Here is a 16,431-nt window from a genome sequence, read left to right on the forward strand (position 1 = left end):
AGTTATCCATGGACCGGCGAGATCGGTCTGCTGGTTTGCCCTGCCACCTTAACCTTGCCTCTCGGTCGTGTGCCGTTTCGTCGCATGCCGAATGGCTGACGTGCTGTTTCGTCGGAGCAGCCGGAGCCGGACTCATTCTCCGGGGATGCGCACCGGCTCGGTGACCGCGGTGGCCGAGACCGGAACCTCGTCCGGCGTGGCCTCGGCGACCTCGTTCTGGTCGCCGGAGTCGGTGCGCGGCATGAAGATTCGCACCTCGGTGCCGCGGCCCGGGGTGGACAGGATCTCCACCGAACCGCCACGCCGCTCGATCCTGGCGTGAATGGATTTCGCGACGCCCTGCCGGTCGGACGCCACCGCGGACACATCGAAACCGGTGCCGCGGTCGCGTACGAAAATACTCACCTGATGCGGTTCTACCTCGGCGAACAGGTCGATCTCCGGGACGCCCGCATGTTTGGCGGCGTTCACCAGCGCCTCGCGGGTGGCGCCGAGCAGCGCCGTGAAATGCTCCTTCGGCAGACCGCATCCGGTGTCGCCGACATCCATGGACACATCGCCGACGGTCACCGGGGCCACCTTCACCCCGTGCTGGTCCTCCACCTCGCCCGCGATGGTGCGCAGCGCCGCCGCCAGACTCGACTGGGCCGGACCGGAATCCTCGAACAACCACCTGCGCAGTTCGCGCTCCTGGCTGCGGGCCAGCCGGACCACCTCCTGCGGATCGTTGGCCTGGCGCTGGATCAGCGCGAGCGTCTGCAGTACCGAATCGTGCAGGTGGGACGCGATCTCCTCGCGCTCCTCATTGCGGATGCGGGCCGCCCGCTCGGCATTCAGCGCCCGCACGGTGCGCAGCCACAGCGGCACCGTGAGCAGACCGCCGCCGATCAGCGTGACCGCCACCGCCACCAGCGCCGACCCGAGCGAACTCAGATCGATCTGCGCGAGCACGATCACGCCGAGCCCGACCACGATCAGCGTGACGCCGCCGATGATGCGCGCCCAGGTAACCACCGTCGGTTTGGCGGGCAGGCCGAGCAGCGATTTCGGCCCTTCGGTGTCGTACTCGCGCCATACCAGGGCCGCACCGACCGCGACGACGACGATCGGGACGATCACATCGGCGGCGGTCCCGCTGAACACCCAGCCCACCGCGACCGCGAGACCGAGCCCGAGCAGCGCCAACCCGATCGCCTGCCGCCGCTCCTCACCCGATGGACGAACCTGGTCGGCGCCGCCGGGTGTGAAGATCCACAGCAGGCCGTACGCGACGATGCCCGCCCCGGCCAGCGCGGACAGCAGAACGAACGCCATCCGCACCTTGAACACGTCGACCCGCAGATGGTCGGCGAGGCCACCTGCGACGCCGCCGACGATCCGGCCCCCCGAGCGCCGCACCAGCCGCGACACGTTCGGCCCGGGATCCAGGGCCGGCGCGGAACCAAATCCGCGGGCCGCATGGAACCCCCTGGCCTCGAAGGCAGGAGCAGACGGATACATGCCTTCGATACTGGCATGTCCCACCGACAGCCAGCTATGGGGAAAGACCCTGATCTTCCCGACCGTGTAGCGCGGTCAGATTCCGCACTTGGCGATTACCGAGGGTGGCGATGGTGGCCGCTACCAGTGCTGCGGATCCGCCGAGCAGGGTCGCGCTGTTGCCGATATGTTGTGCGAGTATTCCGGCACCGATCTCCCCGATCGGGAGGGCCAGGAACGATCCGACCGCGTCGTAGGAGTACACGCGGGCCAGACGATCAGGCGGAATGTTCTCCTGCAGAGACAGATCCCACGCGACCGTGACTTGCTCGAGGGCTACACCGCTGAGGAACATGGTGAAGGCCAGCAGCGCGACGGTAGGGGCCAGGGCGAGGACTATCAGCGGTAGTGCGGCCATGAGAATGAGGGCTACCCCGAGGTAGAGCATGCGGTGTATCCGGGATCTGGCTGCTATGAGCCCTCCGGCGACCGCCCCGACCATTTGCGCGGTGAGCGCGACACCCCACGCTGTTCGTCCCATGGTCTGGTTGGCGATCACCGGCCCGAGGACTTGCACACCACCTGCCTGTACCGCATTCACCACCGTGCACAGGAGTACAACACTCCACACCCATGAGCGAGACCAGAATTCACGCCATCCATCGGCCAGCTCGGTGAGCGGATGTGCGTGTTCGACGGACTGCGCGGTGGCGGCCGGTATCCGGATCCCGGCGAAGAACATCGCCGCGCACGCGAACAACACGGCGTTGCAGCCCAGGCCCCAGCCCGGCCCCAACGACGCGACGAGCACACCCCCGAGCGAGGCTCCGATGATCGTGCCGATATTGACCGTGATCCGCATGACGGCGTTCGCCTGCCGCAACAATTCCTGCGGCACCGTTTGCGGCGTCGACGCGGCCGAAGCCGGGAACGACATGGCCGCGACCGCGCCATTGAGCGCGCTCAACCCGACCAGCAGTGGGATCGAGGCGAAATGCAGCAGCACGCTCGCCGCGATCGCAGCCTGAACGCATGCCGCCACCAGAGCCGAACCCTGTAGGACCATCGCCCGTGATACGCGGTCTGCGACAACACCGCCGAGCAGTAGCAGAGCCACATTTGTGATCGAGCGTGTCCCCACGACGTATCCCAGGTCGGTGGTCGAGCCCGTCAGGTCGAGCACCGCGAACGCGAGCGCCACCGGCGCCATCATGTTCGCCGAGTACGTCATGAGACGACCAGTAGCGAGTCTGCGAAAGTTTCTGTGCCGCAACGGAGCCAACGGCTCGGCCTGCAATAGTGCACTCACAGGACAATCCCCCTCCAGGCGTAACCTCTTGCGAGAGCAAGGATCTACTGCTCTCGTCCTCGCGATGGCCGATCTCGACGGTCAGGACGTCTCCGTTGTCGACGCATTCCGAAGACTGGCCTCGGTCCCCGACTCGGCAGCGGTACCTAGTTCGGGCAGCACGTGCACGACGAGGCCGACTCGCTCGGCCCCGTCGGGCGCAGCGGCTGTCACCCCTGGCGCATCACGCCGATAGCGGTCGATGACGTCGTGCAAGTCGCGCTGCAAGTTGATGGCCTCCGCGGGAGTGAGTCGCAAGGCCCAGTCGCTCATCTCGAAGACGTCTTGCCACACGCGCGGCATCGTCTGAAATTCGTTCAGTGCCCGCTGTGCGCCGAGGCTGTGGACCGCGGCGATGGACTGCATATAGGCCAGCACCGCCTCGGGTTCTCGCTCGACCAGCTCCGGGTCGTCGAATCTCGTCGCCAGATGTACTGCGCGCCACCAGCGTTCGCGCGCATTGCCACGTTCGGTGTCCTCCTCGACGAACCCGGCCGCGCCGAGTTGACGCAGGTGGTAGCTGGCCGTACCCGAGTTCACGCCCAGCCGCTCGGCGAGACGGGTAGCAGTGGTCGGGCCGTACTTTCGCAGCAACCCCACCACCTGCACCCGCACCGGATGAGCCAGGGCGCGTAGCCCCTTGGCGTCCAAAATCACCGTTGCCGCTTCGGATTTCGACTCGGTCGACCCCGCGCTTGCGTCACTCATATCAGCCACCGTAAACCGCCAACAGTTCTTCGCGAAGACTTCTTCGCGAAGAACTGTTGGCGGTTATGCGCCACTGGCGTACTCGGCTCGGTGACAGCCCGGCGCTAAGCCGAGTCACACCTCGTTACCCGGAAATTCCCAGGGGATGTACAGCAAGCGGCGGAAGGCTGTTTCGCGACGGTGGGTTTCTGGTGTGCAGGACCACGAAACCTTTTGCGGGTCACGGTAATAGGGAATGGGAATGGGTGGACCGATGTACTGGAAGTCTGTGCTCGCGGTGGCCGCAACCATGCTGGGCGGTCTTGCCGCGGCGCCGGCGGCGACGGCCGACGGACCCGCACCGCACGAGAAAACCTACACCGTGCCAGGGGGTTTCGAATTCACCGTCGGGAACACCGAAAATGTGGCGCATCCCATTCCCGCGTTGAACGGAATGCCGACGGTTCGGGAGGTCATGCTGGACGACACCGCATATGGCAAGGTCATCGGCACCGGTAAAGGCCATTTGAAGACCGGTTATTTCGTGGCGTGCGCGGTGGAGTTGAAACCGAAACTGGACCTGAATACCTCGGTCGGCTTCAGCGCGAGCGCCACCGCCGGCGTCGATCTCAGCCCGGCGGCACTGCTGCCGAGCATCGATCTGAGCGCGGGACCGACGGTCAGCGGCAGCATCGGGCTCGATCTGCCGCTGCAGCCGGGGAAGGTCACCGATGTCCCGGTCGGTGAGAAGGATCTGTCCGACGGCGTCACCGGATCGATCATCAGCAAGGATTTCCATATCAGAGTGGAGGACTGCGCCGGACCGCTGACCATCCAGGCGTACACCACCATCACCGCGGAATCCCCGGCGGTCACCGGAATGGGGGCGGTGGTCGGCGACCCGACCGTGCTGTAGTCGCGAATAGCCCTCTTACCGGGGTCATTCCAAGGAATCAGGCGGCATTTCAGGGTTCCCCCCGATGCGCCTGAGCTCGGCGCGAACGCACCATGGGAGCCATGACGAAAACAAGCTTCGGCGATCAGCTCCAGCAGATGTGGCACACGCGGCCCGTCCGGTTGCCGCGGCAGGGCCCGATCGCCGGCGTCGCGGCCGGATTCGGTCAACGCTACGGAGTCGACCCCGTGCTGGTGCGGGTCGCGCTGGTGGTGACGACGATCTTCGGCGGCTCCGGTGTCGTGCTCTATCTGCTTGCCTGGCTGCTGTTCCCCGAAGCCGGCGAGTCGTCGGCCGCCGAGGCGCTGCTCGGCAAGGGCCGCAGCTCGCAATCCACCACCAAAACGGTGGTGTTGATCGTCGCGCTCGCCATCGTGGTGAGCGCCGCGGGCCCGGTCGGCGTCGGATTCGGCGGATCCGGGGTGATCGGTATGGCCCTGCTGCTCGCCGGCTGGTGGATGCTGCACATGCGCACGCCGCAACCGCCGCCGGGCACCAGTGCGCTGGCCGACGGCCCGTACCCGGACAGCGGACTCAACGCCACGGGATATCCGGGTGCCGTTTTCCCAATGGGACATCGCAATCCGGGTGACGCCTTCGCCAACGGCGTGCCGCGCACCGATGTGTACAGCCCGTACACCAAGCTGCCGGACTCCTACGTCCCCGATAACCCTGTCGTGGATGACGAGGCGAAAACCACTGTGCTGCCGAAGGATAACGACACGGTGCTGCTCACCAAGCCCGAATCATCAGCCGCGACAACGACTTCAGAGGGGATCGCACCAGGGAAGACTCCGGATCAGCACGGCAACGACGCCGCGGCCGGCAACGACGCCGGCCCGCGGTCCGGTGGAATATCTTCGGCCGCAAGCTCTTCCATCGGTCAGGGCCGCACCCCGCCGTCGTGGGATCCGCTCGGCGTCGCGCCGCTGGCCTGGGATCTGCCCGATCCGACGCCGGTGCGCACGGTCGTCGCGCCACCGCAGCCCAAACGTCCGCGTTCCCGGCTGACGGCCGTGGTGATCGGCCTTGCCATCCTCGCGGCGGCGGCCGCGGGCGCGGTGGCCGCCTCCGGGGTGGAATGGATGACGCCAGGCCGGATCGGCGCGGTGGCGCTGGCGGTGCTCGGGCTCGGCATGGTGGCGGGCGCGTTCCTGCGCCGCGGCTACGGGCTGCTGGTGCTCGCCGCCCCGCTCACCGGATTCGTGATCCTCGCCTCGCTGGCCGGGCCGATCGACCTCAACGGCGGCGAGGTCGGCGACCGTCTCTGGGCGCCGTCGACTATGGCCGACCTGCAGCCGAGGTACGACCTCAGCGTCGGCGAGGGCACCCTCGATCTGCGCTCACTGCATCTGACCGAGAACTACAAGGTGGATGTCACGGTGAAGATGGGTGAGGCCCGAATCCTGGTGCCGGACGACATGACCGTGCGAACCACCTGCCATGTGCGGATGGGCGACAACAGCAAATGCCCGGCGGGCATCACCGGACCGAACAAACCGAACGATCCGGTGCTCGACCTGAACATCAACGTCCGAACCGGAAGCGCGGAGGTGCAACGTGGCCGATAATCCCGACACCAGGCAGACCCGAGGCCCATCCGCCATGCTGCTGATCCTCGGCGTGCTGGCCCTGCTGGTCAGCCTCTGGGCCTTCATCAGCCCGTCCTCACTCCTCTTCGGCGGCGCCATCCCCTTCGGCTGGGTCCTCGTCTTCGCCGCCATCATCGTCGGCGGCCTCCTGGTCCTGTCCCCCCGAAAACGCCGCTGACACGCCGCAACTCGTAAAATGGCCCATCCACTGGATGGGCCATTTTCGTTGCCAGATCACCCCATGGCCAGGAGGCCACATGCCAGCTGAGCAGTTCGACATCCACGACGCCGAAACCCACTTCTCCCGGATCATCGACCGAGTCGAACACGGCGAGGAAATCGTGATCAGCCGCGCGGGCACGCCCGTCGCCAAGGTGATCCCGATACGACCGATGCGTGCCCGTACCGGTCGCGGCTCGCTACGCGGCCAACTCGTCTTGGGCCGAGATCTGGATTCCCCGAACACGAACGAGGCCATCACCGCTCACTTCCACGGGGACTGAGCCCACGCGGACGTCGAAACGCTTGCGGTGCAATCACTCCCATTCGATGGTGCCCGGGGGCTTGCTCGTCACGTCGAGTACGACGCGGTTGACCTCCGCCACCTCGTTGGTGATGCGGGTGGAGATGCGTTCCAGGACGTCGTAGGGGAGGCGGGTCCAGTCGGCGGTCATCGCGTCCTCGCTGGATACCGGGCGCAGCACGATCGGATGTCCGTAGGTGCGGCCGTCGCCCTGCACGCCGACGCTGCGCACATCGGCGAGCAGCACCACCGGGCACTGCCAGATCTGGCGGTCCAGTCCGGCGGCGGTGAGCTCCTCGCGCGCGATGGCATCGGCCTGCCGCAGCGTGCGCAACCGGTCCGCGGTCACCTCGCCGACGATGCGGATGGCCAACCCCGGACCCGGGAACGGTTGGCGCGCGACGATTTCCTCCGGCAGCCCGAGCTCGCGGCCGACCGCGCGGACCTCGTCCTTGAACAGCAGCCGCAGCGGCTCGACCAGTTCGAATTCCAGGTCGTCCGGCAGCCCGCCGACATTGTGATGGCTCTTGATGTTCGCGGTGCCGCTGCCGCCGCCGGATTCGACGACATCCGGGTAAAGCGTGCCCTGCACCAGGAATTCGACCTCCGGGACCGCGCCGCCGGAGCCGTGTTCGGTGACGATCCCGCTCACCGCGTCCTCGAACGAGCGGATGAACTCACGCCCGATGATCTTGCGCTTCTCCTCCGGATCGGTGACACCCTTCAGCTCACCGAGGAACTTGTCCACCGCGTCGACGGTCACCAGTTTGGCGCCGGTCGCGGCGACGAAATCCTGCTGCACCTGCTCGCGCTCCCCCGCCCGTAACAGGCCGTGATCGACGAACACACAGGTGAGCCGATCCCCGATGGCCCGCTGCACCAGCGCGGCGGCGACCGCCGAATCGACACCGCCGGACAGCCCACAGATCGCATGACCCGTACCGATCTGCTCGCGCACCCGCGCGATCAGCGATTCGGCGATATTGGCCGGGGTCCAGGTGGCCGGAATACCCGCCATCTCGTGCAGGAACCTGCTCAGCACCTGCTGACCGTGCGGCGAATGCAGCACCTCCGGGTGGTACTGCACACCCGCCAGCTTGCGCGCCCGATCCTCGAAGGCCGCGACCGGCGCACCCGCACTGGTACCGGTGACCTCGAAACCCGACGGCGCGTCGGTGACCGCGTCGCCGTGGCTCATCCAGACCGGCTGCAACGTCGGCAGGCCGCCGTGCAACACGCCGCCGTCCACGCTCAGTTCGGTGCGGCCGTATTCGCGGGTTCCGGTGTGCGTGACCGTGCCGCCGAGCGCCTGCGCCATCGCTTGGAAGCCGTAGCAGATGCCGAAGACCGGCACGTCGAGATCGAACAGCCGCGGATCCAATTGCGGTGCGCCATCGGCATACACGCTCGACGGGCCGCCCGACAGGATGACCGCGAGCGGCTGCCGCCGCGCGATCTCCTCGACGGTGGTGGTATGCGGAATCACCTCGGAGTAGACACTCGACTCACGGACCCGCCGGGCAATCAGTTGGGCATATTGCGCACCGAAGTCGACGACGAGGACGGGTCTCTGGGATTCTGCCACCGGCACAGTCTAGTGATGGGGGTGAACTCGTCCGCACACCCCTCACCGCTGGTTATCCTCTTGCTCGTGCCATTCGCCCGTGCGATCGATGCCGACATCCATTACGAGGACAGCGGTGGCACCGGTCCGGTCGTGTTGCTGGCACACGAATTCTTCATGGACCGAACGATGTTCGCGTCCCAGATGGCCGCGCTGTCACCGGAATTCCGCATCGTCTCCTGGGATGCGCGCGGACACGGCCGCACCAGGGACGAGGGCCTGCCCTTCACCTACTGGACCGCCGCCCGCGACGCGCTGACCGTCCTGGACCACCTCGGCGTCGAACGCGCGGTGGTCGGCGGCACGGCACAGGGCGGGTTCACCGCGCTGCGCACCGCACTCATCGCGCCGGAACGGGTTTCGGCGCTCATCCTGATCAGCACCGAGGCGAATGGACCGACGCCGGAGCAGTCGTCGGCCACTCAGAAATTCCTGGACGAGTGGTACGACGACGAATCGCGCGAGGCCGCCGTGCATCGGCTCGCCTCCTGGTTGATCGGCGACGACGACTGGTACCGCGAGATCTGGACCAAACGCTGGCTGGTGCGCGACCGTCGCGGCATCGAGGTGGCGGCGGGCTGTCTGCTCGGCCGCGATTCGGTGCTGGAGCGGCTATCCGAAATCGCCTGTCCCGCTTTGGTGATTCACGCCACCGACAGCGGTATCGCCCGCGAACGCGCCAAACAGCTCGCGCGCGGCATCGCCGATTCCACCTATCTGGAAATCGCGGGCGCCCGGCTCGCGGTCACCATGACCCATCCGGAGCCGGTGAACCATGCCATCCAGCAATTCCTGCGCGCGACCACCGAACCGCAGCACGCGCCGTGATCAGGCGCGGACGCTGAGCCCGACCTTCTGGAACTCCTTCAGATCCGAATATCCGGCCTTCGCCATCGAACGACGCAGTCCGCCAACCAGATTCAGCGAACCGAACGGATCGTCGGACGGACCGTAGAGCACCCGCTCCAGGCTCGGCTGGACCAGCTCGCCGGAGTCCTCGTCGTCGAGCCAGCCCTCGTCGACCGGTAGCAGCGCGCCGCGCGGCACCGACGGATGCGCGGCCGCCGACGGCCAGTACCAGCCGCGGCCCGGCGCCTCGGCGGCTACCGCGAGCGGATAGCCGAGCATCGCGGCGTCCGCGCCGCAGGCGATGGCCTTGGCCAGCTGGCCCGAGTTCGCGATCTGCCCGTCCGCGATGACGTGCACGTAGCGCCCGCCGGTCTCGTCCAGGTAGTCGCGCCTGGCGGCCGCGGCGTCGGCGATCGCGGTGGCCATCGGCACGCCGATGCCGAGCACCTCGCCCGTCGTCGTCGCGCCGGGCGTGGAACCGTAGCCGACGATGACGCCCGCCGCGCCGGTCCGCATCAGATGCAGCGCGGTGCGGTGATCGCTGACACCGCCCGCGACCACCGGCACATCGAGTTCGGCGATGAAGGTCTTGAGGTTCAGCGGCTCACCGTCGCCGACATGTTCGGCGGAGATGATCGTGCCGTGCACGACGAGCAGATCGATCCCGGCCTGCACCAGCGCCGGGGTGAGCGTGCGGGCGTTCTGCGGGCTGACCCGCACGGCGACCGTCACGCCCGCGGCCCGCACGTGCGCGACCGCGGCCGCGAGCAGATCCGGCTGCATCGGCGCGGCGTGCAGCTCCTGCAGCAACCCGATGGCGCGCTCGTATCCACCCTTGTTGACCAGCTCGAGCAGCTGATCGATCTTGGCGGCGACATCGGCGTGCCGCGCCCACAGACCCTCGCCGTTGATGACCCCGAGACCGCCGAGTTTGCCGAGCTGAACGGCGAATTCGGGCGAGACGAGCGCATCGGTCGGGTGCGTCAGGAACGGGATCTCGAAACGGTAGGCGTCCATCTGCCAGGACAGCGACACCTGCTTCGACGAACGGGTCCGGCGCGACGGAACGATGTTCACATCGTCCAGTTCATAGGTACGGCGGGCGGTCCGGCCCATGCCGATCTCGACCATGTCGCGCACGCTTGTCTCCTGTGTCTGATTGCTCTGTTGATTTCCGGCGTCCGCGGACAGGTTCCATCATGCTCGGACCGTCCAGTCCAGTACACCCGCGTCAAGCAGGGTAGGCGAAGCTTCCGGGTCCGGCGCATCCGGCCGCCGGACCCGGTTCGGCGTCAGCCGCGCCCGGTGTAGTTCGGCGCCTCGACGGTCATCGTGATGTCGTGCGGGTGGCTCTCTTTCAGCCCCGCCGCGGTGATCTGCACGAACTGCTTCTGCTGCAGATCCGCGATGGACTGCGAACCGGTGTAGCCCATGGCCGCACGCAGGCCGCCGACCAGCTGATGGATCACCTGATTGACCGGGCCGCGGAACGGCACCCGGCCCTCGATGCCCTCGGGGACCAGCTTGTCCTCGGCGAGCACGTCGTCCTGGAAGTAGCGGTCCTTGGAGTACGACTTGGCCTGGCCGCGCCCCTGCATCGCGCCGAGCGAACCCATACCCCGATAGCTCTTGAACTGCTTGCCGCCCACCAGGATCAGCTCGCCGGGCGATTCCGCGGTGCCCGCCAGCAGCGAGCCGAGCATCACGGTCGACGCACCCGCCGCGATCGCCTTGGCGATATCGCCGGAGAACTGGATGCCGCCGTCGGCGATCACCGGAACACCGTGCGGCCTGCACGCCGCCACGGCCTCCAGGATCGCGGTGATCTGCGGGGCGCCGACACCGGCGACCACCCGGGTGGTGCAGATGGAGCCGGGACCGACACCCACCTTCACCGCGTCCGCGCCCGCCTCGACCAGTGCGGCCGCGCCGGCGCGAGTGGCGACATTGCCGCCGACGATCTGGATGCGATCGCCGACCTCGGCCTTCACCTTGGCCACCATCTGCAGCACGCCGGCCTGATGGCCGTGCGCGGTATCGACGATCAGCACATCGACACCCGCGTCGGCCAGCGTCATGGCGCGCGACCAGGCGTCCTCGCCGACGCCGACCGCCGCGCCGACCAGCAGGCGGCCGTCGCGATCCTTGGTGGCGTTCGGGTACTGATCAGTCTTGACGAAATCCTTGACGGTGATGAGCCCGCGCAGCCTGCCGTTGCCGTCGACTATCGGCAGCTTCTCCACCTTGTGCCTGCGCAGCAGGCCGAGCGCCGCCTCGGCGGTGACTCCCTCCTGCGCGGTGATCAGCGGTGCCTTGGTCATCACGTCGGCGACCTTGCGGTCCTGATCGACCTCGAAACGCATGTCGCGGTTGGTGATGATGCCGACGAGCGCGCCGGTCTCGTCCACCACCGGCAGGCCGGAGATGCGGAAGCGAGCGCACATCGCGTCCACCTCGGCGAGGGTGTCGGTGGGACGACAGGTGACCGGATCGGTCACCATGCCCGCCTCGGACCGCTTCACCGTCTCCACCTGGGCGGCTTGATCCGCGGTCGCCAGATTGCGGTGCAACACGCCCATACCGCCGGCGCGGGCCATCGAGATGGCCATTCGCGCCTCGGTGACGGTGTCCATGGCCGAACTGACCAGCGGCGTGCGCAATTTGATCTCGCGGGTGAGGTAGCTGGTGGTCTCCACCGAGCTTGGAATGAGATCCGAGGCCGCAGGCAGCAACAGGACATCGTCGAACGTGAGGCCGAGCATGGCGATCTTGTTCGGATCGTCGCCACCCGTAGGAGGGCGGACTGCGATTCGTTCGCCCGTTACGGGAACACTCATTCGGATCGACCCCTCCTGGAACGTCGAAAGCACGTACGCCGGACCGATCCGGCGTGGCGGACAGCTGATGGAATGGACGGTGGAGGCCGGGCGAATGGTGTCGGGTACCCGCCCCGCGCCTGCCCCCATGGTATCTGTCCGGCAAATCACGCGAACAACTGAGGCCACCACCGAAACTGGCACGCCGCATAGCTGGCGCAGACCACCCTGTTCTGCGTACCGTGGGGATGTGCGTGACCATCTACCACCTGGCTTGCCGCCGGATCCGTTCGCCGGAGACCCCTCCGACCCGTCCGCCGCGCTCGACGCCATCGAGCCCGGCGAGCCGCTGGATCCCCACGAGCGCCTTGCGGTCGAGGAGGATCTCGCCGACCTCGCGGTCTATGAGGCGCTACTAGCCCATCGCGGGATCCGCGGGCTCGTGGTCAGCTGCGAGGATTGCCGGCAAGACCACTACCACGACTGGGACATGTTGCGCGCCAACCTACTTCAGCTGTTGGTCGACGGCACGGTGCGCCCGCACGAGCCCGCGTACGATCCGACGCCCGAGGCCTACGTCACCTGGGACTACTGCCGCGGCTACGCGGACGCCTCGATGAACGAGGCGTTCCACGGCGACGGATTCGACGGGTTCGACAGCTGACGTTCGTCACGGCACGCGCAGCACGACCCACCGTGACAAGACAAAAAGCCGACCGCCATCCGGCGATCGGTTGATGTCTTGCATTATGGCGTTTTCCAGTTGTTTGCTGGCGCTCGTAACTATCGAGTGCCCGGTGCCTTATCCGGTGTGCCCGGGTTCACATGCGGGCGGGTGATGGGGTTTCCATCCACGGTCGGCTCGACCACCGTGGGCGAGGCCACGGTGGTCGGCACGACGGTGGGGTGGCTGGGCACCGAGGTCGGCCCGGCCGCGCTCGTCGGCGGCACGGTGACCGGAGCGGTGGTCGGATTGCCGATGGTGCTGGGTTCCGAACCGGTCGACGTGCCCGAACCCGTTCCGGTTCCGGTCGGCTCGCTACCGTTGGACGGCGTCGGCTTGACCGGATTCGAAACGGTGCCGTCCACCGCAGGATTCGGCGTGACCGGCACCGTCGTCGAACCGGAGCTGGTCGGCTTATCGCTGGGATGCGGTGCGGTGGTGATCTCCGGGATCGGGATATTCGTGTCCTTGGCCACCGACTTCAGCCGTTCCAGCAGTCGATTGAACTGCTCCGCCAACTGATCCTGCTTGCCGGTGTCGTTGACCGAGGTCGCGTTCGACCGCGCCTGCTCCAGCTTCGCCTTCGCCTGCTGCACGTCCTGCTGACTCGGATTCGGGCTGTTCAGCAGGGCCGCCGCCGCGGTCAGGTCGTCGTTGGCGCGCTGCACAACGGTGCTCTGCGCCTGCTCGCTGAACACGACCTGCTTGACTCCCCACAGCGGATCGCCGGGACCCGAGTTGTAGGAGAACGCCATCAAACCGCCGATGACCAGGGCGAGCGCCGCCGCAGCCCCGGCGAGCGGGCGCAGTAGCCGTAGTCGCCCCTTGCTGGTCTGCGCGCCCACACGGACCTTGCGCGCACCGATCTCTTGATTCACCGCCGCGACGATCTCATCGAGACCCGGGTCGCTCGGCAGCGGTTCGGAGAGAAGTTCGGCACGCCAGCTGGCCAGCAGCGTAGCGAGCTGATACTCCTCCGCGCTGTCGGTCGGCACCGGCCCATCGCTGGCGATGGCTTCGATCAGCGCATCGTCGCGACGTACCGCGGCGATGTCGACCGGACCGGTCTCCCCGGACGCCTCGGCGTAGGGACCGCTGTTTCGCGATCCACGCCGCGCCTTCCAGTCGCCCCGACCGCGCTCGCCATCCCTAGCCATACATTTCACCTGCCCTCGCCACTTGAGACTTGAGTTTCGCGAGCGCCCTGTGCTGAGCCACTCGTATAGCGCCCGCCGTACTGCCCACGACGACCGCGGTTTCTTCCGCTGACAAACCAACAACCAAACGCAGGATCAGGATGTCTCGCTGCTTTTCCGGAAGCGTCGCCAGCAGTTTGTTCATCTGCGTGCTGGCTTCGGATTCGAGAGCTCGCTGTTCCGGCCCTTGGTCGGTGGATATGACATCTGGTACTTCGGCCATCGCCTCCGCCTTGTTACGGCTGGCGTTGCGATGTGCGTCGGCGACCTTGTGCGAAGCGATTCCGTACACGAAAGCCATGAAGGGCCTGCCCTGGTCTTGATACCGGGGCAAGGCTGTCATCACGGCCAGACAAACCTCCTGCGCAACGTCATCCGCGGAGAGCTGCCCACGCTCCGCGGCGCCGATCCGCGCGCGGCAATAACGCACCACCAGCGGGCGGATCATCTCGAGTACCTGAGCTAAAGCGGATCTGTCGCCCTGCGCAGCGGCAGCGACGGCGAGGTCCAACTCTTCGCCCGTGTGCGTCATCGTCAGAGAATTTCCTGGCGTTACAAGTGGCACGGCCGGTGAAGACCAGTGCTTCCGCCGAAGGGGCGGAACGGGTCTAACAATAGCGATACGACAGACGCAGCCGGGCAACACGGTCGTGTTCGACGCGACCTCACGCCGCTTGCCCAGGATTCTCCCAGGAAGCGACCGGAAATCCGTTCGACTAGGCCCGGAACCGGCCCCCGCGGCGCGCGATGCGGGCGGCGCACATGGCCGCCTCCGCGACCGGATCGTCCGTGAGATCGGTGAGCGATGTTGCGGCCGAATCGTTTTCCGGCCGGGTGATATCGGCGCCCGCGCGGTGCGCATCCGATCCCGGCCCGAGGCCGGCACGCAGCATCGCGGCGGCCCAGCGCAGCGGCAACAGATCGTGCCGCGCGCAGTCCACCGCCACCGCCTCGGCGAGTGCGGCGGCTCGATCGGGTTGTCCGGCAGCCGCGTTGGCCGCGGCGACCAGCAGCCGGGATTTGACCCGGTGCCGCACCGACGGCGCGCGTTCGGCGAGCGCCATGGCGGCCTCGGCGTGCGCGAGCGCCACGGGCGAGCCACCGGCCAGTGCGGTCTCGGCGCACACCCAGTGCCAGCGAATCCATGCGCGCCAACGGGTCTCGTCGACGAGCAAGAGCTCCCCCGAGCGCCGCAACAACCGCCGCGCCAGCGCCAACCGCCCGGTGCCGAGCGCGTCGGCGGCCAGGCCGGTCAGCGCGTCGCACGCGGCGTCGCGAATGTCGGGGCGCACAATCTCGCGAGGCAGAGCTATTCCCAACAGCGGCGAATCTGCCGGGGGCAGCGAGTCGGACGCCGCGGCCGCGTCATCCGGAGGCAGCAAGCCGGACGCCGCGGCCGAATCGAGCGGGCGCGCCGAGCCGGACGCTAGGACCGAATCGAGCGGGGGCACCGAGCCGGACGCTGCGGCTGCGTCGTCCGTGGGCACCGAGTCGGACGGCGCGGCCGAATGGACTCGGTATGCGAGGTCGGCGTATGCGGTTTGTCGTTCCGGGCCGTCCGGTGCGTACCCGTGGTCGGCTCGGCCACCACCGGGAATCGCAGCGCCGGATGTGGCGGCGCCCGACCGTGCCGAGAGCTCCCCGGGCTGTTGCCGATTGGATCCCGGCTCGCCCGGGCGGCCGGAATCGGGCGATGTGACGGTGGTTCGGAGTCGCGGAGCGTCGGGGTGCGAGCGGAGCAGGGGCAGGGCGATGGCGGCGGCGTGACCGTCGAGGACGGCGGCGCGGGCGTGCCAACCGAGTTGACGCAGCAGTGAACCTTCGGTGCTGGCGGCCAGCGAAAGAAGTATCGAATCTGCGCGACGCGCCCGAATAATGCGCAGTTCCACGCGCGCCGCGGCATAACTTCCCTGGCCGCCGAGAATCACCGCGCGATACCACGAATCGAGTGCGGATGCGGCGGTGGGCAACTCGGCAGCGGCGTCGCCTGGGCGTTCGCCGAATGCGGCCGCGGCGAGGCGGGCGGTGGGTGAATCTGTCAGCGGAACTGGCGCGAGCACCGCCGAACTCTATCCCGGCCGAGGTCGCCGAGCACCGGATCGGAGCGCCGTATGCGAGTGGGGCAAACCCGTAGCATTTTCGCTCTTCACATCATGTTTCCATCAGGTAAAACTCATCTTCGGAATGCGATCGGGCGCGGCAGATAAATTCACACGCTTATCGCGCAATTAACCTCGGCGCCCCGATTCCGCCATCTCCGACAAGCCCGCAGTTGACGGGTCACGGAAGGGCTTGCGACCAGCACTGTCGCACCGGACACCATCCCGACCGGCCGCTCCGCCCAAAAATACGCTCTCACCTGCGAAAACGAGGGATCAACAAGAGCATGACGGCATCGCCGCGCATTGGTCAACCGAACAGTATCGCCGGAACCAATGCGAAAAGTAAACAGCTCGGAGGTTAAATTTGTCCGCCAAAGATTTGGAAAACTACCGCGCCGAACTATTGACGGAATTTCGCGCCTGGACCTAACGTAGCTCAACGCCACGGTCGGCGCCGCGCGAAATTGCAGCGACCGCAACGGGCGAGGCCGAGAGCACGCCCATCCGGCGTGTGGCCCGACAACTGTTGCAGAACG

The 16,431-nt window shown here is 67.3% G+C and carries 15 protein-coding genes; 6 read left to right on the top strand and 9 right to left on the bottom strand.

The window, feature by feature from the left end; all coding sequences use genetic code 11:
• Positions 1-132: 132 nt before the first annotated feature.
• The 3 genes from LGY53_RS36695 to LGY53_RS36705 all read right to left on the bottom strand — a co-directional run bounded on the left by LGY53_RS36695 (position 133) and on the right by LGY53_RS36705 (position 3,535).
• On the bottom strand, positions 133-1,500 hold the full coding sequence (locus LGY53_RS36695) for an ATP-binding protein (protein WP_225731298.1): 1,368 nt from the start codon (positions 1,498-1,500) through the stop codon (positions 133-135).
• 34 nt (positions 1,501-1,534) lie between these two features.
• On the bottom strand, positions 1,535-2,788 hold the full coding sequence (locus tag LGY53_RS36700) for an MFS transporter (RefSeq protein ID WP_225731299.1): 1,254 nt from the start codon (positions 2,786-2,788) through the stop codon (positions 1,535-1,537).
• 81 nt (positions 2,789-2,869) lie between these two features.
• Positions 2,870-3,535: a transcriptional regulator gene (locus tag LGY53_RS36705; RefSeq protein ID WP_225731300.1), complete on the bottom strand. Its 666-nt coding sequence runs from the start codon at positions 3,533-3,535 to the stop codon at positions 2,870-2,872.
• A gap of 241 nt (positions 3,536-3,776) precedes the next feature.
• On the opposite strand from LGY53_RS36705, the gene LGY53_RS36710 reads away from it, so the two are divergent.
• The 4 genes from LGY53_RS36710 to LGY53_RS36725 all read left to right on the top strand — a co-directional run bounded on the left by LGY53_RS36710 (position 3,777) and on the right by LGY53_RS36725 (position 6,564).
• Positions 3,777-4,430, top strand: a complete 654-nt coding sequence (locus LGY53_RS36710; RefSeq protein ID WP_225731301.1) for an MspA family porin — start codon at positions 3,777-3,779, stop codon at positions 4,428-4,430.
• A gap of 92 nt (positions 4,431-4,522) precedes the next feature.
• Positions 4,523-6,040 (top strand): PspC domain-containing protein, encoded by a 1,518-nt coding sequence (locus LGY53_RS36715; RefSeq protein WP_225731302.1) that lies wholly within the window; start codon positions 4,523-4,525, stop codon positions 6,038-6,040.
• Entirely contained in the window at positions 6,030-6,239 is a 210-nt protein-coding gene (locus tag LGY53_RS36720) for a hypothetical protein (RefSeq protein WP_167472259.1), read from the top strand. Before LGY53_RS36715 ends, LGY53_RS36720 begins: the two co-directional genes overlap by 11 nt.
• A 79-nt stretch (positions 6,240-6,318) precedes the next feature.
• Positions 6,319-6,564 carry a type II toxin-antitoxin system Phd/YefM family antitoxin gene (locus tag LGY53_RS36725; RefSeq protein ID WP_225731303.1) on the top strand — a complete coding sequence of 82 codons (246 nt, stop codon included), beginning with the start codon at positions 6,319-6,321 and terminating at the stop codon, positions 6,562-6,564.
• Between the two features lie 33 nt (positions 6,565-6,597).
• Here the strand turns inward: LGY53_RS36725 and guaA are convergent, their stop codons facing one another.
• The gene (gene guaA, locus LGY53_RS36730; protein ID WP_225731304.1) at positions 6,598-8,169 is read right to left on the bottom strand and encodes a glutamine-hydrolyzing GMP synthase; all 1,572 of its coding nucleotides are present in this window, start codon (positions 8,167-8,169) and stop codon (positions 6,598-6,600) included.
• A gap of 66 nt (positions 8,170-8,235) precedes the next feature.
• On the opposite strand from guaA, the gene LGY53_RS36735 reads away from it, so the two are divergent.
• The gene (locus LGY53_RS36735) at positions 8,236-9,036 is read left to right on the top strand and encodes an alpha/beta fold hydrolase (protein WP_167472257.1); all 801 of its coding nucleotides are present in this window, start codon (positions 8,236-8,238) and stop codon (positions 9,034-9,036) included.
• On the opposite strand, the gene LGY53_RS36740 is transcribed toward LGY53_RS36735, so the two are convergent.
• Positions 9,037-10,197 carry a GuaB3 family IMP dehydrogenase-related protein gene (locus LGY53_RS36740; RefSeq protein ID WP_225731305.1) on the bottom strand — a complete coding sequence of 387 codons (1,161 nt, stop codon included), beginning with the start codon at positions 10,195-10,197 and terminating at the stop codon, positions 9,037-9,039.
• 152 nt (positions 10,198-10,349) lie between these two features.
• Positions 10,350-11,894: an IMP dehydrogenase gene (gene guaB, locus LGY53_RS36745; RefSeq protein WP_174867279.1), complete on the bottom strand. Its 1,545-nt coding sequence runs from the start codon at positions 11,892-11,894 to the stop codon at positions 10,350-10,352.
• Between the two features lie 229 nt (positions 11,895-12,123).
• Between guaB and LGY53_RS36750 the strand changes: the two genes are divergently transcribed.
• A complete protein-coding gene (locus tag LGY53_RS36750) occupies positions 12,124-12,537 on the top strand; it encodes a DUF5319 domain-containing protein (RefSeq protein ID WP_011207424.1) in 414 nt (137 codons plus the stop codon).
• A 119-nt stretch (positions 12,538-12,656) separates the two neighbouring features.
• On the opposite strand, the gene LGY53_RS36755 is transcribed toward LGY53_RS36750, so the two are convergent.
• From LGY53_RS36755 to LGY53_RS36765, 3 genes are all read right to left on the bottom strand, one after another.
• Positions 12,657-13,754 carry an anti-sigma-D factor RsdA gene (locus tag LGY53_RS36755; RefSeq protein WP_225731306.1) on the bottom strand — a complete coding sequence of 366 codons (1,098 nt, stop codon included), beginning with the start codon at positions 13,752-13,754 and terminating at the stop codon, positions 12,657-12,659.
• On the bottom strand, positions 13,747-14,325 hold the full coding sequence (locus LGY53_RS36760; RefSeq protein ID WP_225731307.1) for a sigma-70 family RNA polymerase sigma factor: 579 nt from the start codon (positions 14,323-14,325) through the stop codon (positions 13,747-13,749). The genes LGY53_RS36755 and LGY53_RS36760 overlap by 8 nt, the downstream gene beginning before the upstream one ends.
• 184 nt (positions 14,326-14,509) lie before the next feature.
• A complete protein-coding gene (locus tag LGY53_RS36765; RefSeq protein ID WP_225731308.1) occupies positions 14,510-15,853 on the bottom strand; it encodes a hypothetical protein in 1,344 nt (447 codons plus the stop codon).
• Positions 15,854-16,431: the final 578 nt, after the last annotated feature.

It is taken from the genome of Nocardia sp. JCM 34519.1, from assembly GCF_020361265.1.
GTDB classification, from domain to species: Bacteria; Actinomycetota; Actinomycetes; order Mycobacteriales; family Mycobacteriaceae; genus Nocardia; species Nocardia arthritidis_A.

What these genes read in the sequence shown, in the direction of transcription:
- LGY53_RS36695 (WP_225731298.1), bottom strand. Translation starts at nt 1,500, where the DNA reads ATGTATCCGTCTGCTCCTGCCTTCGAGGCCAGGGGGTTCCATGCGGCC.
- LGY53_RS36755 (WP_225731306.1), bottom strand. Translation starts at nt 13,754, where the DNA reads ATGGCTAGGGATGGCGAGCGCGGTCGGGGCGACTGGAAGGCGCGGCGT.
- LGY53_RS36760 (WP_225731307.1), bottom strand. Translation starts at nt 14,325, where the DNA reads ATGACGCACACGGGCGAAGAGTTGGACCTCGCCGTCGCTGCCGCTGCG.
- LGY53_RS36705 (WP_225731300.1), bottom strand. Translation starts at nt 3,535, where the DNA reads ATGAGTGACGCAAGCGCGGGGTCGACCGAGTCGAAATCCGAAGCGGCA.
- guaB (WP_174867279.1), bottom strand. Translation starts at nt 11,894, where the DNA reads ATGAGTGTTCCCGTAACGGGCGAACGAATCGCAGTCCGCCCTCCTACG.
- LGY53_RS36710 (WP_225731301.1), top strand. Translation starts at nt 3,777, where the DNA reads ATGGGTGGACCGATGTACTGGAAGTCTGTGCTCGCGGTGGCCGCAACC.
- LGY53_RS36715 (WP_225731302.1), top strand. Translation starts at nt 4,523, where the DNA reads ATGGGAGCCATGACGAAAACAAGCTTCGGCGATCAGCTCCAGCAGATG.
- LGY53_RS36725 (WP_225731303.1), top strand. Translation starts at nt 6,319, where the DNA reads ATGCCAGCTGAGCAGTTCGACATCCACGACGCCGAAACCCACTTCTCC.